Origin of the sequence: Bradyrhizobium sp. DN3, assembly GCF_041357655.1 — a bacterium.
Classification (GTDB): domain Bacteria; phylum Pseudomonadota; class Alphaproteobacteria; order Rhizobiales; family Xanthobacteraceae; genus Bradyrhizobium.
In genome coordinates this window covers 184,097-203,242 of sequence record NZ_JAULLN010000012.1, presented here as the reverse complement: position 1 = coordinate 203,242, position 19,146 = coordinate 184,097, and the positions used below count along the sequence as shown (strand labels likewise).

The 19,146-nt window shown below is 57.7% G+C and carries 15 protein-coding genes and 2 pseudogenes; 9 read left to right on the top strand and 8 right to left on the bottom strand.

Features of this window, described 5'->3' with window-relative positions; genetic code table 11:
• Positions 1–50: 50 nt before the first annotated feature.
• From AAE027_RS19680 to AAE027_RS19665, 4 genes are all read right to left on the bottom strand, one after another.
• Positions 51–1,361, bottom strand: coding sequence for a lysine N(6)-hydroxylase/L-ornithine N(5)-oxygenase family protein (locus AAE027_RS19680; RefSeq protein ID WP_370987045.1), 1,311 nt, complete (start codon positions 1,359–1,361; stop codon positions 51–53).
• Between the two features lie 24 nt (positions 1,362–1,385).
• Positions 1,386–2,603, bottom strand: a complete 1,218-nt coding sequence (locus tag AAE027_RS19675) for an MFS transporter (protein WP_370987046.1) — start codon at positions 2,601–2,603, stop codon at positions 1,386–1,388.
• Between the two features lie 4 nt (positions 2,604–2,607).
• On the bottom strand, positions 2,608–4,284 hold the full coding sequence (locus tag AAE027_RS19670) for a class I tRNA ligase family protein (RefSeq protein ID WP_479714231.1): 1,677 nt from the start codon (positions 4,282–4,284) through the stop codon (positions 2,608–2,610).
• Positions 4,285–4,351: 67 nt separating this feature from the next.
• On the bottom strand, positions 4,352–4,498 hold the full coding sequence (locus AAE027_RS19665) for a hypothetical protein (protein ID WP_370987048.1): 147 nt from the start codon (positions 4,496–4,498) through the stop codon (positions 4,352–4,354).
• A gap of 780 nt (positions 4,499–5,278) precedes the next feature.
• Here AAE027_RS19665 and tnpB point away from each other — a divergent pair.
• From tnpB to AAE027_RS19650, 3 genes and pseudogenes are all read left to right on the top strand, one after another.
• Positions 5,279–5,392: pseudogene (gene tnpB, locus AAE027_RS19660) on the top strand (IS66 family insertion sequence element accessory protein TnpB); the annotation flags it as partial.
• Positions 5,383–5,550: pseudogene (locus tag AAE027_RS19655) on the top strand (transposase domain-containing protein); the annotation flags it as partial. The pseudogenes tnpB and AAE027_RS19655, both read left to right, overlap by 10 nt.
• Before the next feature lie 814 nt (positions 5,551–6,364).
• Complete coding sequence (locus AAE027_RS19650) at positions 6,365–6,448, top strand: hypothetical protein (protein WP_370987175.1); 84 nt, start codon at positions 6,365–6,367, stop codon at positions 6,446–6,448.
• 481 nt (positions 6,449–6,929) lie between these two features.
• On the opposite strand, the gene AAE027_RS19645 is transcribed toward AAE027_RS19650, so the two are convergent.
• The 3 genes from AAE027_RS19645 to AAE027_RS19635 all read right to left on the bottom strand — a co-directional run bounded on the left by AAE027_RS19645 (position 6,930) and on the right by AAE027_RS19635 (position 8,817).
• Entirely contained in the window at positions 6,930–7,619 is a 690-nt protein-coding gene (locus AAE027_RS19645) for a YopT-type cysteine protease domain-containing protein (RefSeq protein ID WP_479714236.1), read from the bottom strand.
• 635 nt (positions 7,620–8,254) lie between these two features.
• Positions 8,255–8,578 carry a DUF7694 domain-containing protein gene (locus tag AAE027_RS19640; RefSeq protein ID WP_433995560.1) on the bottom strand — a complete coding sequence of 108 codons (324 nt, stop codon included), beginning with the start codon at positions 8,576–8,578 and terminating at the stop codon, positions 8,255–8,257.
• A gap of 77 nt (positions 8,579–8,655) precedes the next feature.
• Positions 8,656–8,817, bottom strand: coding sequence for a hypothetical protein (locus AAE027_RS19635; RefSeq protein ID WP_479714230.1), 162 nt, complete (start codon positions 8,815–8,817; stop codon positions 8,656–8,658).
• Positions 8,818–12,386: 3,569 nt separating this feature from the next.
• On the opposite strand from AAE027_RS19635, the gene AAE027_RS19630 reads away from it, so the two are divergent.
• The 5 genes from AAE027_RS19630 to AAE027_RS19610 all read left to right on the top strand — a co-directional run bounded on the left by AAE027_RS19630 (position 12,387) and on the right by AAE027_RS19610 (position 18,006).
• A complete protein-coding gene (locus AAE027_RS19630) occupies positions 12,387–13,856 on the top strand; it encodes an acetyl-CoA carboxylase biotin carboxylase subunit (RefSeq protein WP_370987050.1) in 1,470 nt (489 codons plus the stop codon).
• 1 nt (position 13,857) lies between these two features.
• Entirely contained in the window at positions 13,858–14,391 is a 534-nt protein-coding gene (locus tag AAE027_RS19625) for an acyl-CoA carboxylase biotin carboxyl carrier protein subunit (RefSeq protein WP_370987051.1), read from the top strand.
• Positions 14,361–15,968: an acyl-CoA carboxylase subunit beta gene (locus tag AAE027_RS19620; RefSeq protein WP_370987052.1), complete on the top strand. Its 1,608-nt coding sequence runs from the start codon at positions 14,361–14,363 to the stop codon at positions 15,966–15,968. Before AAE027_RS19625 ends, AAE027_RS19620 begins: the two co-directional genes overlap by 31 nt.
• Positions 15,969–16,549: 581 nt before the next feature.
• Positions 16,550–17,563 (top strand): anthranilate phosphoribosyltransferase, encoded by a 1,014-nt coding sequence (gene trpD, locus AAE027_RS19615; protein ID WP_370987053.1) that lies wholly within the window; start codon positions 16,550–16,552, stop codon positions 17,561–17,563.
• 257 nt (positions 17,564–17,820) lie between these two features.
• On the top strand, positions 17,821–18,006 hold the full coding sequence (locus AAE027_RS19610) for a hypothetical protein (protein WP_091886436.1): 186 nt from the start codon (positions 17,821–17,823) through the stop codon (positions 18,004–18,006).
• A 15-nt stretch (positions 18,007–18,021) separates the two neighbouring features.
• Here the strand turns inward: AAE027_RS19610 and AAE027_RS19605 are convergent, their stop codons facing one another.
• On the bottom strand, positions 18,022–18,285 hold the full coding sequence (locus AAE027_RS19605) for a hypothetical protein (RefSeq protein ID WP_370987054.1): 264 nt from the start codon (positions 18,283–18,285) through the stop codon (positions 18,022–18,024).
• Between the two features lie 153 nt (positions 18,286–18,438).
• Here AAE027_RS19605 and AAE027_RS19600 point away from each other — a divergent pair, with 153 nt between their 5' ends.
• Complete coding sequence (locus AAE027_RS19600; protein ID WP_370987055.1) at positions 18,439–18,963, top strand: flavin reductase family protein; 525 nt, start codon at positions 18,439–18,441, stop codon at positions 18,961–18,963.
• Positions 18,964–19,146: the final 183 nt, after the last annotated feature.

The following is a 19,146-nucleotide window of genomic DNA, read 5'->3' as shown; positions in this document are numbered from 1 at the left end:
ACTCCCAATAAGTCCTGCTGGATCGCGGCATGCTGCCGACCGCTCGCCGCTCAACGGGAGCTCTCGACCCCCGTGCTAGTCCACTTGACGACGCCCGTTGCAGGCCCGCAATCGTAAGCTACGCGGCCGATGATCGAGTTGAGGACGGTTGAAGCACGCCAAGGGACTAGGCTGAGATTCGTATCAGCGATGCCGTGTTGAAAGCGTGCGCCGTTCTGTATGTACAAACGACATCTTTCGGGACCGTCAAAACGAGCCGAAAAGTCCTCCTCGACCACGATCTCACGAGAGCCACCAGGCGCGCTGACAACCGCCAGTCGGCTTGCGATCGGCTCTAGAAACGAAGGGATTTCAGTGCGGTAGCCGGTGGCCAAGACGATAATGTCAGCGACATGTTCTGAGCAAATACCTGTCGTCTGCTGACGTAAGCCCAGGCGAAACGGGCACACGCTGCGCAACTCGTCCGCCGTGGTGTCGACGCGTATTTCCACGTGAGCCGGGTAGGACTCGCGATGGACCTCGCGATCGTAAAGTGCACTGTAGATCGTGCGAAGTGTCGCGGAGTTGACGCCATCGCTCGCCAATGACTGCCGCTCAAGAATTTGCTTCCGAGTGGATTCGCTTTGCTCAAAGAACCAGCCGCCATATTGCGGAAAGAACCATTCATTGACGAAGGGGCTATCTTCGAGGGCGAATATGTTTGCCCGGCGCGTCACCCAGGTCAGGGCTTCCAGCGGACCGTATGCCCCCCTCAGGAGACGAAGAAATATTTCAGCCCCGCTTTGGCCGCCACCTACGACCACAACACGCTTGCTTGAAAGCTCGCGGCGCTGCACGAGGAGGGTACTGCTGTGAAACACCTCGTTTGGCGGTGCATTCCTGCCCCAATCGGGAATAGACGGGACCCGACCCACGCCCAGCACCGCCGTACTGGTTTGGTAGTTGCGGCGATCAGTTATGACATCGAAGGATTTGTCGCGCAGTTCGACTGCAATAACACGCTCGCCGAACTGAACGTTAGCCAGCTTTTCCGCTGCCCATCGCAGATAATCGTCAAATTCACTACGGCTAACACACGCGAGTCCTCGGACGATGGCTTGGTAGATCCGCCGTTTATCATGCAAGTAGGCCAGGAAGCTGTACGTGCTCGTCGGATCCGCGGGTGTTACCAAGTCCTTTAGCGGGCTGGTTTGCATAACGGCACCGTCCAGAAGCAGACCGGGATGCCATCTAAGCGTTTCTGATCTTTCGAGGATTCGCAAAGAGATTTCCGGAATCGGTGCTGCGAGGGCTGCCAAGCTCAGATTAGCCGGCCCTGCACCGATCGCGATTACATCAACGCTGTTGCCCTGCTTCAGCATCCCATGATCCTTGCAAACAGCCGCTCAATGCTTCCGGCCGGTCGAGACGACTTGAGTTGCGAGAAGGACACCATTCGCGACGATCAGCATCATCATGCTGATTAGCAGTTCATCGAAGCTGCTGGCTTTCACGACCTGCCCGGCGATGTATGGAAATCCGAACAGGCCAATGAAATAGGAGAGCGTGAAGACTTGAGAAGCGACGGCAAATGATGTCCCATCCGTACCTGCAATGAAAACAACCATACCGTTCAGAGTCGAATAGCTCAGCCCGTATCCCAGTGAGAACATCGCTGTTCCGAGGATGTAGAGCGCCGCACTACCTGCATTCATGAATAGGATGAATAGCCCGGCGATGGTGCACACGATAAGAAACGCGGCTACGCGTTCAAGACGAAACTTTCCAATTATCGGGGCCACCGCAAACCGCAGGAAGACGGCTGTCAGCGTGAATACAAGAAAGAACGTGTCGGCAGATTGCGACCGCGATGCCGCGTAAAGCGTCTGGAACGTGGAAAGACCGGCGAAAGCGCATGCCCCGAGGCCTATCATGATTATCGGATAGCGCGTGTTCGATTTGAGGGCTCCTAGCACGCCTTCAAGGGTGAGTCGTACAGTTGGCATTTTGATCTGAGGAGCTTGCGCCAGGGCCCTACCGGCGAACTCCAAAAGCATCGCACCGACGAGACATGCAGCCGCGAATGAAGCGTAAACCGCGATGTATGAACCAGAACTTTCCGCGACGGTGCGCGCGAGCGGGGCAGCAAGCCCGATGCCCAGCATTTGAGATCCCGAAAGCAAGGTAAGATACTTGATACGAGCATCAGCTCGCACGTGACCCAGGACTTGAAGCGGCGCCAGTATGTAGAAGACTGACCATCCAATGCCAAGAAAAAGCCCGCCGACGTAAGCGAAAAGCGTCAAAGTTTGCGCTGATGCGAAACATATCATCGCCATCGCCATCATCGCCGCGGCAAGGGTGATGGTTCGCATCACGCCTAGTGAGTCCGCGATGCGGCCAGCTACGAGCGAACACAGTATTGTGGCGATCGTACCGGTCGAAATAACGGCTCCGGCTGTCGTGGCGCTTTGTCGAATGGACCGCAGAGCATCCACGAGAAAGAAGCTCGAGCCATAGGATGCGGCCACGCTGATACTGCCAAGCATAAAGGGAATTGAGATCTCCAACGGGACTTGATTGGGCAATTTCTCGGCGGGAACGATGTTCGCTGCAGGTGTCATGCTACTATTTTCCCGGAAGGCATCGATCAATATCTGCAACCGCTAACCTGCGCCCATGGATTTTTGGTACTGTTCCGATCCGTTGGGATGAAGGCGTCGAAGCGCATGCTGCAACGGGATGGCCGCCATGACCTAGCCAGTGCCACAAGGCTTCTGTTATTTTGGGCATCAGCGGCCAGGCCAGTATACTGAACCCCATCAGCCATGTGTAAGCGGTCTGATGGTCCGGCTTCTCATCAAGACAATCGAGCCATTCGATGACCGCTCTCGAAGCTTGTGACACTCGCAGGTGGTCTAGCGAAAGGACGGCGCACTGCCCCTCGTAGAGGCGATCCAGCGCGATCATCATCGCGTCATCTACGTGACACCCGGTGAGCGCCGGCATCGCGCTTACGGAGTCGGTGCAGCGATCAATGGCTGCAGATATCCTATCGAAAACTACGTTGTAGCGATCGACTAACCGCTCTGACACCAAATCAGTCTCGGTTTCTTCCGGGCAGATTTCCGACAGGTACACTCTAAGAACATCAATAGATATATTTGGAATTCGAGTGATTTCACCCGCCCAGATCACGTGACTGCGACTAGCGGAGAACTTCGATCCGTTCAGTCTAAGGAAATGATTAAAGAAAATTCGATCAAATGGACGAAACGAGTTTTGGCCCAATGCGCATCCTGTAACTCCGACAAGCATCGGAATTGTGTTATCGATGCCGGTGGCGCCGATCAGGAAAGTATCGGAATCACGGGCAAAAGGATTGAGCTTGCCGGAGTCCTCTGTGTCTTTATGTCCGCAATAGAGAGAATGAGCGTAGAGTAACGAGGAGTAGCTGAACAATATCTGCTGGCTGTCGAAACGCCCCGAATCCCAAGCCAGCCCGTGCAGGCCTGGTACTGTCAATCGCATTTGCTGTCCTTTGCGTGCGACATACCGCTTCCCTATATCCAGAAAGCTAGATTCGACGGCTGCCTCGTCCCACGCCTGGAGAAGTCGGTCGTTTCCCGAAATTGAAAGAAAGGCGGAAATGTTGTCCGTCCATTCTACGATCCGCCCTCGCCTCGATACCGGATTCAGAGCTTCTTCGGGCTCGAAATGATATCCACACTGTTCGCAGAAGAAGCTACCCGCAGATGCCTCGCACACTGGACAGGTTGCACCAAACCAGCCTCCAATGCAGAAGCGCTCTTCTGGTTGCATGGCAGTAGAACCCGCGTCGTCCACTGGTAAGCGTGCTGCGCGGAAATGGAGCGAGCCCGCTGCAAACAAGGCATCCATGAGCGCGTTGCTGACATTCGAGAAGCGCTGCAGATTCCTGCCATACGCCGGATCATCGAAATGATCGAAAACGATACCTACGGAGGCGAGATCCTCAACAATTCTAGCATGGAAGCCATGTGCCAGGTCCGAGGGGTCAATGTTCTCACGGACCGCTCGGACCAAGACATGGTTCTCGAAGCCGTCGGTCGTCAGTCCAGAGCGGACATGATGCCCCGCTCTCTTCAGATGTTTCTGTACGATATCCATTCTGAGAAATGGCCCAGCAGCGTGACCCAGATGTGCTCTGCCATTGGCTGTCAAGTTGACGGGGGACATATACACATCAGCAGGATGCGTGGTCGCTACATTTATCGGCGGGATAGTCGGGCTTTTACTCATATCTGCACAAATGACTTCCACCACATCCTGGAAATACCCAAACAGATGCCCAGATATTTCGCCCGGAAAGCAAGAGGAGCACGCGGCTTGACTAGGTTATGGACACCGTTGGGTTGCGTCTTTTCAAATCGGCCCCCGCAATCCGTGCAAAACCGGTCGCGCTCTGTTGGAGGTTTTCGAGCGGACGACGCTCTTTCGCCAGCTTCTTGATGCATCGCCGCACCTCGGCTTCCACCATAGCTAATCTTCCCGCCTCTGGTTAATCGGGCCAACGACCCGCTTCCTTGGAAGCGATCGGTGATGACGCAGAGAACAAAGCAAGCGGCGCGCCAACTGAAATTGCTGATTCTGCGCTTTGTCCCAGCCTGCGTATCGTCAGCTCTCCGACATTGGTCACGAACCTAACAGGCGACTCAGTAAAGCCCTATGAGAGTTCGTTGCCAGTATCCCGACCACAATCGCGAGGACGACGGAGATCCTCGGATGAGCAGCCAGCCGATCCCAAAGCAAAGATGACAATCCGGGGCTTTTCTAGGTTGCAGATGATGCTGGCGTAATCGGTGATTAGGCGTAAGCGGTGTTCAGCAGCCATCTTCCAGATGATGGGGCGATCTGCGAGTCTTCAGTTCGGTTTGGACCGTTAGGCTTAGAATGGACACAGTGCATACTGCTATCACGGAGCCGGTGCGGCGGCTTGAGCGGCGACTCGGTCTGTTCGGTAGCCCGACCGCACGAATTGTCGCCGCAGCAGTTGTTTGGCGGGCGACGTCAGTTGAGAGAAGCAGCGGGCGATCACTCTGAAGCGGAAGAAGTACAGTTTGTGCCGGCGGTAGTGGATGCCGTGATGCCGGCGCCCGCTCTTGGCCGGGAGCGCAAAGTAGCGCGCTGCAAGGCCACAGCGGATTCCCGGGCTCGCCGTTGCGATGCCGGGATCATCGAGATCGATCACGATCCGGGCCGGCCGTGGTGCGGATACGACAATGATTGCGTCGATCGTCCAGGCACTGAAGGCGAGCCGGTGATCGGTCCGTCGGGTGCGGTCCGGGTGATGGTGGCGACCAAGCCGGTAGACTTCCGCACGGGGATGGAAGGACTTGCGATCCTGGTGCGCGAGAGCATGCTGCCGGACCCGACGGGGGCGCCGAACGTTGGGCCGTCGTCGCAACCTTGGTCGAGACTTGCAAGATCAACGTCGATCCGCTCGCCTATCTCACCGACGTCCTGACAAGAATCGTCAACGGGCATCCAAACGGCGACACCGACCAGCTACTGCCCTGGGTCTACCGAGCTCAAGCCTTCAAAGAGCCTGGAGAAACGACGCTTACGTTCTACCTGAATGTGCAGTCCGTCTTTACCGGCACGGCGCCAACGACAACTTGGTCGATCCGAGCACGGCGGATGCGCTAGCTAGCGGCGGCGGTAATCGACACTGGTAGTGATCGGGGGCTTCAGGCCTGACAACCGCATTGGGCGATCCGCCGGCCAGATGGTGGGTTCCAGACAGAGGGCATCGACCCACACCGGCCGCTTTTCGTTTTCTGAATCGCGTCGGGTTTCGTCAGCTTTCGGAAAGCTAGTCCGCGTACAACGCCGTTGAAGTTAGCGGCGCGTGGTAGGGACAGCGCTTGCCCTGTGTATGCGTGGGGCTTTTTGGGCGCCGAGTCACGTTTCTGCTAACTTCAATCAGTAGTGCGGGCGTGGCAGGGACAGCGTCTGATCCATCCAGCCCGACCAGCGCCGAGTCGCGCCCGCGCTGCTTCCGGTGTGAGACTGGGATCATATCCAAGCCACCGGGCCACGGTCTTCCAGATCAAGCTTAATAGCCAGCTTGCGCCCGCTCCTCGGAGGGGGCTCACCTCGCATTATTCGGGAAGTAAATTGTCAAATGACCTTCTAGTCCAGCTCGGTGCAAAGCTGGACCAATTCCAAAGAGATATGGATAAGGCTTGGGACATCGCTGACGGTTTGTTTGAACCGTGAGGCTTAGAACGAACACAGGGCATAGTGTCATCACTGAGTCGGTTCGAAGCTTGAGGACTTCACCGGAGCCGGACGTCAGCGAAAGTGCAGCGACGAGGACAAGGCGCGGATTGTTGCGGAGCTCGTGGCGAGCGTCGACTCGGTTCGTTCGGTGGTGCGACGGCATGCATTGCCGCCGCAGCACCTGTTTGGCTGGCGACGTCAGTAGAGAAGAGGCCGGCGATCATTCCGAAGCAGACGAAATACAGCTTGTGCCGGCTATGGGGATGCCTGGTGCCCGCTCTTAGCCCTGAGCGCAAGGGGGGCGTGAGGCATCGAAACCCACACGAGGAGCTTAGCCTGCTTTCAGCAAGCTCTAACGGGCCATCGGTCCCACTTGTGCAAGCGCAGGCCATTCACGCTTTGACGCGCGAGGCACGAGCTCATCAACCTGAGTGCGGCCAGCGTCTATCTCTGAACATTCGACCCCTCGCTGCAGTACTTTCTAGCTTCCGTCAAAGCGTACCGCTCCAACATCTGACGGGCCGCGGCGAGGTCCGGTATGACGTCGGGCGCACGTTCAGGGCGGCAAAATCCGTGTTCCCGGCCGTGGTGTTGCATTGTCGGAGGCGATGCGGCTGTTCCAGTATCGATCGCGAAAGGATCCGCGCGTGGGCATCGGCAAGGTTCCGTCGGACTCCCCGAAACGCTCACGTCATCCTTTGTGTGACGACTGTCGATATATCATATCCGTTCAGGTTGCTGTAACGATCGGCGAGACTTTTGAACAACTCACCCATCTGATCTGACCGAACAGTAAATTCTCCATAGTTAGGATCAAAGAGGGTTGTCATTCCATTCGATGTCGACGTTGCGATTGTGTGGGCGCCACCTCCGGCGAAACGCAAGCCGACCAAATAGATCGATGGATCGCCGGTGACCTCGTTCACGATCTGGTCAATGCGCGAAGATGTACCAAACCTATATCGCGTCTGTTCGGCGGACGGCTCTAGGCCGGCTTCGCGTAACATCGTGCTTTTTGCCTGAAGGTTGTGAGAACCTTCCGCCCTATCGCTTCGCAACAGAATCTTGAGGTCTTCATACCGCTGCTGCCGCACTGCCGCCGAGCTGTGATTTTGAGTACCCGGGCGCAGCGCCCTCATCCGGGATGAAGGGCTGCTTGGGAGATTGAGGAGCCACTCCGCTGCCAATCCGACGCAGATTCCGTTGACATTGGCCTCGGGCAATTCAGCAGTCCTGTATTCGAACAGAGGACGGATAGGCCTCGCTGGAGAGGATGGATTTGAGCGGGAGGACAGAGAGGATGTGCTGGGGTCCGAGGCGCTTGGACTGTAAATGTTTGCATCGGAGGTATGTGGCTTGCTGCAGCAGAGCCCCATTTTGTCGGACAATTCCCCAGATGGCGGGCTCTCCCGTTGAGCGAGATCCGTCAGTGTTTGCGCAAATTCGCTACTGTCTACCTGACTCGGTTCGTCAGTTTGATTAGGGCGCGTGGATTGGCCACTAACTCGATTATACATGGTTCGCCGGCCTCTTCAGCGTACGTTTCGTCAGAGCGAGCGCGGGCTGCTTACACCCTGCCTGCGAATGATATTCGCGGCAAGCTGACGACGAGCTGACAACCAGATAAGCTTGGAGAAGCTACCGCCCCAGCTGGCTATTTGGTGACTCGACCGTCTCTGTTCACCAGCCCCGCTCCAGATGCGGGGTAGTGGTCGACGAGCTAACGGCTCTTGCACAGCGACCGGCAGGCCTAGCTTGAGCAATTCCGGATGCAGTCAGGTGGCCGAGGCGGGGCGTGGTGACATACGAGACATCACTTGAACAGGATCAGTGCACTGTCAGCGGCTCCTTATTGACAGCAGCGAATTCAGCTCAGCCACCCCTGCAAACTGCAACAGGCGATCGGTCCTGACATATATCCGCTTGCGACGCCTCATTCCGGCGGTGCCGAACCGGTGCTTCTGCAGCCGCTCGGCCTCATCTTCCGCTCGGATATCGTTAACTCAGCTCATCATGCTGTCGCGCTCATCTGCGCAAACAACATTGCCGCTTCTGATGGCCCTAGCCCAACGATGCCTACAAAGCTCGGCGGCGGCATTGGGATGTCCCGATGAGTGGGTCTCCACAGGTGCAGGCAATATCGGCTGTTATTCACATACTGCGAATGTGGCGGATGCAGTTGCATGACGCACTCCTCTTCATCCCAGAACAGGTCTTTGACAAAGCACATCTCGTCCCAATTCGGACAGCGCCGCGGCGTCGAGACAGCGACATGCTCCCAGCCAGGACGGACTAATCCAGTTATCTTGAGTTCACACCCGCAAGGCCCCTGCACAAAGAACAGGCCGCAAGGGCCTGATCCCGGAAGGGTAGCGAACTGGCCGTATTGCACGCGACCGGCCTCCAGCTTCTCTATGATCTGCGCTCGCACGCCGCCTCCTTTGCCTCTCGGATGGCCTTGAACTCGACGTAGATGACGTTGTCTCGCAACTCATCAACCGGCTCGGTCCTCGGCCGAGTGTTCCTATGCCACTCTTCAGCGAACCATTCGAGAAAGCTGCAGATGTCCATCATCACTCGTTCTCCTGTTATTAATCTTCTAACGCTCGCATTGTGGCCGACGACCGCTCTCAGGGGCCGCCGATTGCCTGACTATGAGCCGTGCACGATCTGAGCGATGGCGACTCAGCCCGCGGATTGCACCTTCCCGCTCTTGGTAGCCCGACGGGTTCGCTCACCGGACAACTGCGTCTTCGAGCCCCTGTCATGCGAAGCATCTTGCTCATCGATGCCAGCCAGTGCTGGCCGTACATCGCCAAACAGAGCGCGCGCATCAGCACCAGTAATATCTGCCATCGAGCTTTCGCGCTTCAAGCAAGCGTTCGTGCCCGTGCCCATTCATGTCTCATGGCGATCTGCTTGAGCACATGAAATCGGCGGCTCTTGGCCCGTCACCTCGTCTTCAATGAATCGATCGTCATCATGGCATGCTCCCTATAATGGCCTTTGAAATCTACATTCCATGATGGCTCGCAAAACCAGTGGCGGCACCAGATGACGCTTCGCGGCGATATTGCTGCTTCGCGAGATCGTACTTGATCATTCGCAACCTTCTCGCCGGGTCTGAAACAGTGCCAATGCGCCATCTATATGACCACGATTGAGTTGTATGGGGCCAAATCACGGGCTCGCACCAGAGCCGCGGATCCCTCGCATGAACCGTCTTCGAGCTGATACCATTCAGCGGATCGCCTGCCATCTCGCTGCCTCCTTGTAAGCTAACGATCAGAGACAATGATTACTCGATCTCATTGACTGCAACTGCGACCGTCGGCCGATCTTCCCGCGTCACTTACGATGCAACTCCTAACGCATTGTTTCCGGTATGGCGCTCGCGAAGCGCTCACCCTTTTCCTGCTAATGCGGGTGTTGTCTTTCAGACGTCGACGTCGCGAATCCGACCACGGGCAGCGACTCCGTGTCGCCAACGTCGACAGACGCGCTTTTTCTTCTATCAAAGCGATGCCGGCACTTCTCCGTCGTGGCATGCAGATTGCTGTGGTGACGGAACGCGACCTCCCTGTACCGCCGATGCGCGAGCATATCATCGGCCGGATGCTCGCCGCGCAACAAACAAGGATTCTGATAATCGCGCTTTGAAAGAGGACTGCGAATTTATGAGTGATACGAGGCATGAAAGGCCTGGCATTTTTCCGTGGACCAGCGCGGCGTCTGATGAAATGACGCATTGGCGCGCACCAAAGCACCCAACGATCAAGCATTACGGCGCCGATTGTCGCTCCCGGCAGGCGCAAAGGCGGTGGAACCTGTGGCCGCTGGCCGCACTCCTCATAAATGCGCTGCTTTGGGTCGGTATCTACTGGATCATCAGAGCGTTCTTCTGAAATCATCTCGCCGATAGCAAAGGCGCGAGGACCTTCGGACGCCGCTCGCATGCGGCTGCGACGTATGCGCACCATCAATCGCACGTGGAGACCTCTTTCACAGACTTGGTTCAAGTCCACACCTAGCGCCGCTGCCTGGATATAAAATCCGCCCTTCCGACCGACGCAAACGAAATAGCGAGGCATGACGCTCTCGAATTGGCGAAGCTGATATGCCGCCAGCTTGCCGGCCTGGATTGCAGCCGCGACGAAGTGCCAAACACTGACCTGTCACAGCTCAACACTGCCACGCGTGGATGGCATCCGGCCTTTTACGTTCAGCGCGACGCATTGACTGCAAATGCAGGTCTAGGGCTCCAGCATCCTCATGGTAAGAAGATTAGCTTTCGAGAAGCTGACTAAACGAGTAGACCTGAAGTGGCCGTTGGGCGGCCTGCTCAGCCCTCGACGTACGTGTCGCGATCTGGAGCGCGGCACAGGACCGTCGGTATGCGTCGCCCTATGGTGCCGCCTCTTGTCCCGTGCAAGCGCCACTGAATTGCCTGCTGAGCGACATTTGCCTAGCCATTGGGGGGTAGCTATCAACCGGCTGGGGCGTTTTTATCGAACCGCAGCGACGCTTTACAGCTCTTGCTCAGGCCACGTATCGTCCTCGTCTCTGCGCGTCTGCCACACTTGGGCACGCCGAGCCAGGTTCTCATATTCCATGGCAATCTTAAGCAGCCTGTCTCTGGGTTTGCCGTCAGCGAGTGCTTCCGCTTTCTTTCGCGTTGCTTCCGCACGGCCTCGCCAGTGGTCTGGCTGGTAGAGTGTACTTTTCGGATTCATGCCGCGAGCATGCAATTCGCAGATCAAAGAAATGCGACAGCGGCGCTCCGTATAATCACGTAACAGCGACGCTCGTGGCCGCGGTTGCCGAAGCGGACAATCGCCATGCATAGCCGCTGTTCCGAAACACCAAAGTGCGCGTTGCAGCCGAAGTTCGTACGAAGAATGCACAGCCCCGACATCCTCAGACGATCAGACGCACGAAGGGGCTTGAATCGCACGTAGCGTTAGATTGTACGATCCTGGACAAGTGGGAACCACCTCCGACAATCCAGACAGGTCATGAGAATTGCGAATGTCTCAAACATCTAAACTCATCTGGCACGACCCAATAAGGGCTATAAGATCTTCCAGATGCACCCTTGTCCGCGCTTCATCGGAGGCTGCACCTGTCGCGGCTGAACGAAATCGCGCGTTTCAAGATCTGCACGGCAGGCGCTGCCATAGCCTCACCGGAACGGACGCAAGACGAAGGCTCCATCCCAGATACCCCACCCGCCGTCTTCACATAAGGTGGAACACAAGCGCGATTACATCAAACATAGCCTCGGCGCGCGCCATCATGGTTCGCTCTGCACGATCGCATGCATCATCAACAATGGTTTGAGTGCACCTGGCTTTTGCCTGATCTCTCTACCTCGCGATAGCTGGCCCGGGCCCCTTCGACCCGGCGTCGCAGGCATGCACCGACCGCACAATCACGGGAAGCTCCAAAATGATCACTTGCTGGGCCAGCTTAGCTGCCAGTGCTTCCCTTCTTCGCGGGGGGGCCGCCACTACGGCGGGTCTCGTTTCTGTCGTGCCGGACAGATGACCAGCACCGTACAGCAGGACCGCGAAAGCGGGAGAACGAGCTTGCGGGCACCGTACTTAAACAGTTCCGGCCTGTTTCCCGGTTGACAGGCCATGTTGCGCTTCGCGCAGGAACAACAATACCGCAGACCCACCGAGTTGAAGGGATATCATGACTCAAAATCAACGCACTCAGTTGGCTTCGCGCCTCAAGATCTACCACTGCGCCATCGCTCTTGCCCTCGCAATGACAGCTGTAATCCCTGGGCCGGTCAACGCGCGCGATCAAACGCCGACCGCAGAAGAAAAAGAGGCTTGCACTCAGGACGTGTTCCGCCTTTGTAGCAACCACATACCAGATCGCACCGCTATCACTGCCTGCCTCAGATCCAAGCAAGCGAGCCTCAGTCAGCAATGTCGCTACGTGATCTCCGTGCGAGACACCGACAAGAGAAGCAGCGACTCGAGGTGAAGGATGTGGCGGCCTGTTTCGCTTGCCTCATGCCCAGACGTGGTCCCAGCCTGACCTGCAGGATGGTCACGCGAGGTCAGGTGACGAGCATGGCCGCCCACAATTGACGGACGCTCTGGTTCAATCGCGCTTGTCCGGATAGGCGAATGCACAAATTACCCTTCGATACAGTTCTGATCGCCAATAGGGGTGAGATAGCCGTACGTATCATCAAAACGTTGCACAAGCTTGGACTTCGTTCTGCAATTGCCTACCACGAGATTGACGCGGGAAGCCCGGCCGTCTCAATGGCCGACTTGGCTATTCCGATCAGCGGCCGCACGCCAATCGCAAGCTATCTGGACATCGCGCAGATCATCGCTGCCGCCCACAAGGCGAACGCCGGCGCGCTACATCCGGGTTATGGAATGCTTTCTGAGAGTGCGGAATTCGCCAGGGCAGTGATAAACGCCGGCATTGCGTTCATCGGACCCGCTCCAGAAACTATCGAGCTAATGGGCGACAAGATCCGCGCCCGTAATTTCGTTCAAGGCAACGGCTTTCCAGTCGCACCCTGCGCCATCGAGGAAGATGATCCGGCGACATTCGTTTCGAGAGCGCGGGCTATTGGAGTTCCTTTGCTCGTGAAGCCATCAGGGGGCGGTGGCGGCAAGGGAATGCGGATTGTACGAGACCTTTCTACGTTGGAGGCAGCCATCGAGCAGGCGAGCAGTGAAGCGCGTCGCTACTTTGGAGATGGCCGACTTTATGTTGAACGATATATCGAAAACCCGCGACATATTGAAGTACAGGTGCTCGGTGACTCCTTCGGTAACCTGGTCCATCTCTTCGAGCGCGAATGTTCGGTGCAGCGCCGTTTCCAGAAGATCATCGAGGAAACGCCCTCGCCAGCGCTATCACCAGAATTGCGGACCCGGATTTGCGAGACCGCCGTCGGCATCGCCCGTGCAGCGAACTATCAGAATGCAGGAACGATCGAGTTCATTTTCAGCGGCGGAGAGTTCTACTTTCTGGAAATGAATACACGCCTTCAGGTCGAACATCCGGTGACCGAGATGATCACCGGCGTCGATCTGATCGCCGAACAAGTCTATGCGGCAGCGGGTCGCGAACTTGCACTTTCGCAGTCCGACATTGTTTCAAATGGGCACGCAATCGAGCTCAGGCTTTGCGCGGAAGCTCCCGAACGCGGATACGTCCCGACCACCGGCAAAGTACTTCTTCTCGAGTATCCGGATGGCGTACGGATCGACAGCGGCATCATGCAAGGCCAGCACATCACGCCGGCGTTCGATCCCATGCTCGCCAAGATCATCGTGCATTCACCGAGCCGCATAGAGGCTGCTCTGAAAGCCCATCGCGCGGTTCGCGAACTGGTTCTACTTGGGTGCGAGACCAACGCGAGCTTGCTCGCCCGGATTCTTTGCGACGAGGCATTTCTCAGCGGTCAGTTCCATACGGGATACCTGGAAGAAAACCCACATCTCGCAGCGGGGACCTTTTCTGCCGGGATGTCTGCGTTCCTGGCATCTGCGGCTCTCCTGACGAGACCGGTCCGCGAAGCGGCCGACGCCGTGCCCGAGCTTCACGCAGCACTCGGCAGTTGGAGAAATTGACGTGCATCACTCATTCGAGGTCGACGGCGTAGATCATGAATTGTGGCTTTCATCCAGCCAGCAGGGCTACCGGCTTCATCTGCGAGACCAGGTGATTGCCCCTGTCGCGTTCACCCATCGCAGCGACAGCAGCGGCATCTTGACCATTGCGGGCGAGAGCGAACCGGTCAGGTTCGCCATCGAGGGGGAGTTCATTCACCTCCACGTCCGCGGCAGGACGCGCATTTTGCGCTACAATGACCCGTTGCGAGCGTCCGCTTCCGGGAATAACGAGACTCACGCGCTGGTGGCCCGGGCGCCGATGCCTGGCTTTGTTGTTGCGATCACAGTTTCGTCTGGTCAATCGGTCTCGGCGGGAATGGCACTGATGACAATTGAGAGCATGAAGCTGGAAACGATCATACGTTCACCACAGGATGGCATCGTCGATCGAATTCACGTCAAGGAAGGTGAGAGCTTCGGGCACGACGTTGTGCTGGTCACGCTCTCCAAAGAAGGGCTGAAATGCAGCGGATCGGTTCCGTGGCGAACGTGAACTCGCAGGAATTTCGTCGCAACGACCTGCACAACAGACAACTTGCCGCCGAATTGAAGGAGCGCCAACGCGTTGCCCGCTTCCACCGGCCCGAGCGGGACTTTGAGCGGCTGCGTCGCCAGAATAAACTGTTTGTTCGTGAGCGACTCGCGGCCTTGCTCGATCCGGAAACTCCGTTCCTGGAGCTTTCGACGCTGGCGGCTAACAAGGCATACGACGGCGAGGTGCCCGGCGCCGCCCAGGTCGTCGGCATCGGCATTGTGGCGGGACGAGAGGTTATTGTTCACGCCGACGATGCCAGCGTGAAGAGCGGCGCATGGTATCCGCTCTCGGTCAAGAAGATCGTGCGGGCCCTGGATATAGCCATCGAAAACCGTCTGCCGGTAGTTCACCTGTGCGACTGCGCCGGCGGATTCCTGCCTTTGCAGGCGGAATTCTTTGCTGATCGCTACCATGCTGGTCGAATTCTCCGCAATCAATCCGTTCTCTCGAAGATGGGGGTGCCGCAGGTCGCCGTCGTCATGGGCCACTGCACCGCGGCAGGGGCCTACGTCCCGGCGCTTAGTGAATACAACATTATCGTCGAAGGTACTGGAGCGATTTTTCTCGGCGGCCCTCCGGTTGTGAAGGCTGCCACCGGCGAACAAGTGTCCGCCGAAGAACTTGGCGGCGCCCTCATGCACACCAGCGTGTCAGGGACCAGTGATTGCTTCGCAAGCTCCGAGATCCACGCAATTGCGATTGCCCGCGACGTCGTAGCTCGCTTCCACCAACCAGCGAAGACCTCGATCGATCGAGTAGCCCCCGAGCCGCCCGCCTATAGCGTGTCCGAACTCTACGGGATCATTCCAAAGGACACGCGAGCGCAGTTCGACATGCGAGAGATCATCGCTCGTCTGGTCGATGGCAGCCGATTTCACGAATACCAGCCGCGCTATGCGACATCCCTCGTGTGCGGCTTTGCGCGGCTTCATGGATATCAGATCGGGATCCTTGCCAATAATGGCGTGCTGTTCGGCGACAGCGCGCTAAAGGGGGCTCATTTCATTCAGCTGTGCGACAAGAACCGGACGCCCCTGCTGTTCTTGCAGAACGTCACGGGCTTTATGGTTGGCCGCGAATATGAACGGCGTGGGATCACCAAGGACGGCGCCAAGCTGATCATGGCGGTGTCCGGAGCGTCCGTGCCGAAGTTTACGATCATTTGTAATAGCTCGCACGGCGCAGGAACTTACGCTATGTCGGGACGCGCGTTTGATCCTCGATTCGTTTTCAGCTGGCCGAATTCTCAGATATCTGCGATGGGCGCCGAGCAGGCCGCCGGAGTTCTCACCCACGTCAAGGCGAGACAATTGGCTCGCGCCGGAGGGCGCCTCTCGGACCAGGAATTGGCAGCCATTCGAGCGCCGATTCTTGAAGAATATCGCGAGCGGTCAAGTGCCTATTATGCGACCTCGGAAATCTGGGACGACGGCATTCTTGATCCTGTCGACACCAGAACTGCCCTCGCAATCGCATTGAGCGCTTCGCTCAATGCGCCGATCGACGCGCCGCAGTACGGCGTATTTCGACTGTAAGACAGGACCGAACACGGGCGACTCACCGCCTCACGCGGGCGGATCAACGGGACGCGTCCATCGCTCTATGAAGGCTGTCCTGCGGACCTTCATTTACAATCAGGTCGGGATATTTTGTAGAGCCAGCTGAATCGGCCTCGATCTACTCAGCACCGATAGCCTCGAAGCAGCTAGAGGAAGCAGCTTCAACGCTCCACGATGCCGGCGCCGGAAAGCTAAAAAGGCTTTGAAGGATGCGGTGATCCGGCCGGAACACCGCGGTAAAGAGGCCGCTGCGGACGCGGCAAGCGGGCGCGAGACAGTGCCATCGGTCCTGGCGTCAAGCAACTGCCGTGCTCTAACTGGCCAGCGATCTCCTCTCGACGGCACTACCGAAATGGAGAGCTTGACCCTCACGTAGCGTCAGGTTGTAGCCTCGCCAAGGGTGCCCCACACTCAACCGACTGCAGCCACAAGCATCAATGAGGCCATGGCGCGTTGCGGATGGGACGGGCAGCTGCATCAAAGGCAACGGGTGCCGGGTCTCAACGATGCCTGGTTGAAAAGAACCCTAGGTTTGGACAAGGAATGTGTAAAGTTCGATGGAAGCGCTTAAATCGATCATCGGCAAAGTTGCCACCGGCGCCACTCTGACGCGTGAGGAAACTGCGTCAGCCTTCGACAGCGTGATGTCGGGTTACGCGACTCCCTCGCAAATCGGTGGCTTGTTGATGGGGATGCGGGTCCGGGGCGAGACGGTCGAAGAAGTCACCGGCGCCGCCTCCGCGATGCGGAATAGAATGCCGCGGGTCGAGGCGGCATGCGACCCCATCGGTATCGCTGGCATGAGCGACACCCTTATGTATTCGGTCAACGTGTCGACGTGTGCTTCCTTCATTGTCGCCGGGGCCGGCATTCCTGTCGCCAAGCATGCCAATCGCGCTGCGTCTTCGGGTTCAAGCGCCGCGGACTTGTTGACGCGCCTCGGCGTGAAGGTCGATCTCAAACCTGAGGCCATTGCACGTTGTGTGCAGGAAGCCGACATCGGCTTCATGTTTGCGTCAGCCCATTATCCGGCGAGGCAGCGCGTCGGGCAGATCCGAAGCGCACTTGGAACCCACACGATCTTTAATCTGATCGAGGCTCTGTGCAATCCGGCCGGGGTCAAGCGGCAGATCGTTGGGGTATTCTCTCCCGAATGGGTGCAGCCTCTGGCGTACGTCTTGAAGAACCTTGGTGCCGAGTCGGTATGGGTTGTTCATGGCTCGGACGGGCTCGACGAAATAACCCTCACCGGTCCAACCTTTGTTGCTGCGCTTGAGGCCGGTACAGTCCGCACCTTCGAAGTGACGCCGGAAGAAGCCGGGCTCCCCCGCTGCCGCAACGACGCGCTGGAGAGCAGCGATGCCGAGGCTAATGCCGTTGCGCTACAAAATGTGCTTGATGGCGAACCAGGTCGATTTCGCGACGCCGCGCTTTTGAACGCGGCGGCGGCATTGGTCGCGGCCGGGCGGGCCTCGACCCTGCAGGAAGGCGTAGCACTTGGACAAGAATCACTTGATCGCGGCGCCGCAGCCGCTCGACTGAAGCGCCTGATCGCGGTTTCGAACGCGTGACAACCGAGCTGGCCGATGTTCCAGTATTCCGACCAAGACTGCTGCTCACGAGCGCGACAACATTGCGGCCGCGAATGCGCGTCACTTCTGCGGGATTTGAGGGAGCGTGCGCCGCCTGCCCTCGTCCTGATCAAAGCAATTCGCGCTGAGCACGCGGCCGGAGATCCAACTTTTTTAACGACGAGAGCCTGTCGCAGCCGGGGTTGCCGAGATGAGGACACGCGACCAAGCTCGCTGCGCGCCAAAGGAGACAATCGATGATGTCCTGGCAGAAGATTGAAACACTCGGATCTGTTGCAATGATAGAACACATCATTCGGAAGTTTCGGGAATTGATCGATACAGATAGCTCGATCCCGCCGGAGCTGCGGGGTGCGCTGCACGCGACGCTCGATGAGCATCTTCTCGAGGCAAAAAAACGTGTTCTCCTAAACGTGCATTAGGTGGGTCGATGCCGTCTACGCGGAGAAACTCTGGCAGGCGCGCGCCGGTACCGCAATCGGCATCATCCCGTCCGCACGGGGGTCCAGCGAGGTTTCAGCCCCAGCTGGTCGGATCGCGACGACGACTCCATGTGCACTGGCGCGTTGCTGGCCGCTCAGCGCGGTTTTCTGCTTGAAGAGGGTCCTACTGAAACACGTGACGACGGCAATTCTCAGTTCTGCCGCTGCGATCGCCGATCCGGCGTAACGCGCCGAGATATTGCACGTCCGTCCGGTCATGATTGTAGCTGATGCAGAGGACATCCGGTCTCAATCTGAGCTTACTCGTCAGGCATTTCCGACACCGGGTACCCCATTACAGGCCCAATAGGGATCAAAGTCGTCTCTGGGTGTGGAGACACTAGAAGTGGGGTACAACTCCAGAGGCAGATCATGAGCCACCAGTTCTCTCCTGCGATTCGGGATATGCCGTCTATCCAACCGACAGAGTTCCGCCAGGCCATGCGAAGCCTGGCGAGCGGTGTCGCCATCGTGACGACCGGAACGGCAGCTGGACGACGTGGACTGACGGTGAGTTCTGTGACATCCATCTGCATGGAGCCGCCGTGCCTGGTCGTCGGCATCAATGCCTGCTCCGAGGCACATGATGAGATCCTTGCCAGCGGCAGCTTTGGAGTCAGTATTCTCCGCAGTGACCAAGAGGACCTTGCCCTGCGTTTTGGCGGTCGGGAGGGGGCGAAAGGCGTTCACCGCTTCGATACGGCGCCCTGGAATCAGGGCGTCCTCGATGTACCGCTATTGCCGAACGCATTTTGCGCGCTCGAATGCGTTTTGTATGACCACAAGGTGCTTGGGACACATACCATCTTTATCGGACGAATTATCTCGGCCCGAGAAGGCCATGGCAATCCATTGATCAACTTGCGGGGCGCGCTTCGAACGTTACTGCTCGACTGAGTGCGTCGGGAGAGCAGAACGGTGGATGGCCTCAATCGCTGGTCGCTTCCAGCGGCAGTCATCGAACAATCGCCCGAGCTGCGACTGGTTTCACAGATTAGAGCTCGTATTGAAGGCCCCTCAGCTCCGGCGATTTCGGCGCTTCGCCGGTCGTGCTATGCTGGCGCTGGTCGGCGACCTCCC

Bases quoted from the DNA above. Each gene is read 5' to 3' on its own strand.
- AAE027_RS19600 (WP_370987055.1), top strand. From the start codon at position 18,439: ATGAGCCACCAGTTCTCTCCTGCGATTCGGGATATGCCGTCTATCCAA.
- AAE027_RS19680 (WP_370987045.1), bottom strand. From the start codon at position 1,361: ATGCTGAAGCAGGGCAACAGCGTTGATGTAATCGCGATCGGTGCAGGG.
- trpD (WP_370987053.1), top strand. From the start codon at position 16,550: ATGGAAGCGCTTAAATCGATCATCGGCAAAGTTGCCACCGGCGCCACT.
- AAE027_RS19605 (WP_370987054.1), bottom strand. From the start codon at position 18,285: ATGACCGGACGGACGTGCAATATCTCGGCGCGTTACGCCGGATCGGCG.
- AAE027_RS19620 (WP_370987052.1), top strand. From the start codon at position 14,361: ATGCAGCGGATCGGTTCCGTGGCGAACGTGAACTCGCAGGAATTTCGT.
- AAE027_RS19665 (WP_370987048.1), bottom strand. From the start codon at position 4,498: ATGGTGGAAGCCGAGGTGCGGCGATGCATCAAGAAGCTGGCGAAAGAG.
- AAE027_RS19675 (WP_370987046.1), bottom strand. From the start codon at position 2,603: ATGACACCTGCAGCGAACATCGTTCCCGCCGAGAAATTGCCCAATCAA.
- AAE027_RS19645 (WP_479714236.1), bottom strand. From the start codon at position 7,619: ATGGGGCTCTGCTGCAGCAAGCCACATACCTCCGATGCAAACATTTAC.
- AAE027_RS19610 (WP_091886436.1), top strand. From the start codon at position 17,821: ATGATGTCCTGGCAGAAGATTGAAACACTCGGATCTGTTGCAATGATA.
- AAE027_RS19635 (WP_479714230.1), bottom strand. From the start codon at position 8,817: ATGATGGACATCTGCAGCTTTCTCGAATGGTTCGCTGAAGAGTGGCAT.
- AAE027_RS19630 (WP_370987050.1), top strand. From the start codon at position 12,387: ATGCACAAATTACCCTTCGATACAGTTCTGATCGCCAATAGGGGTGAG.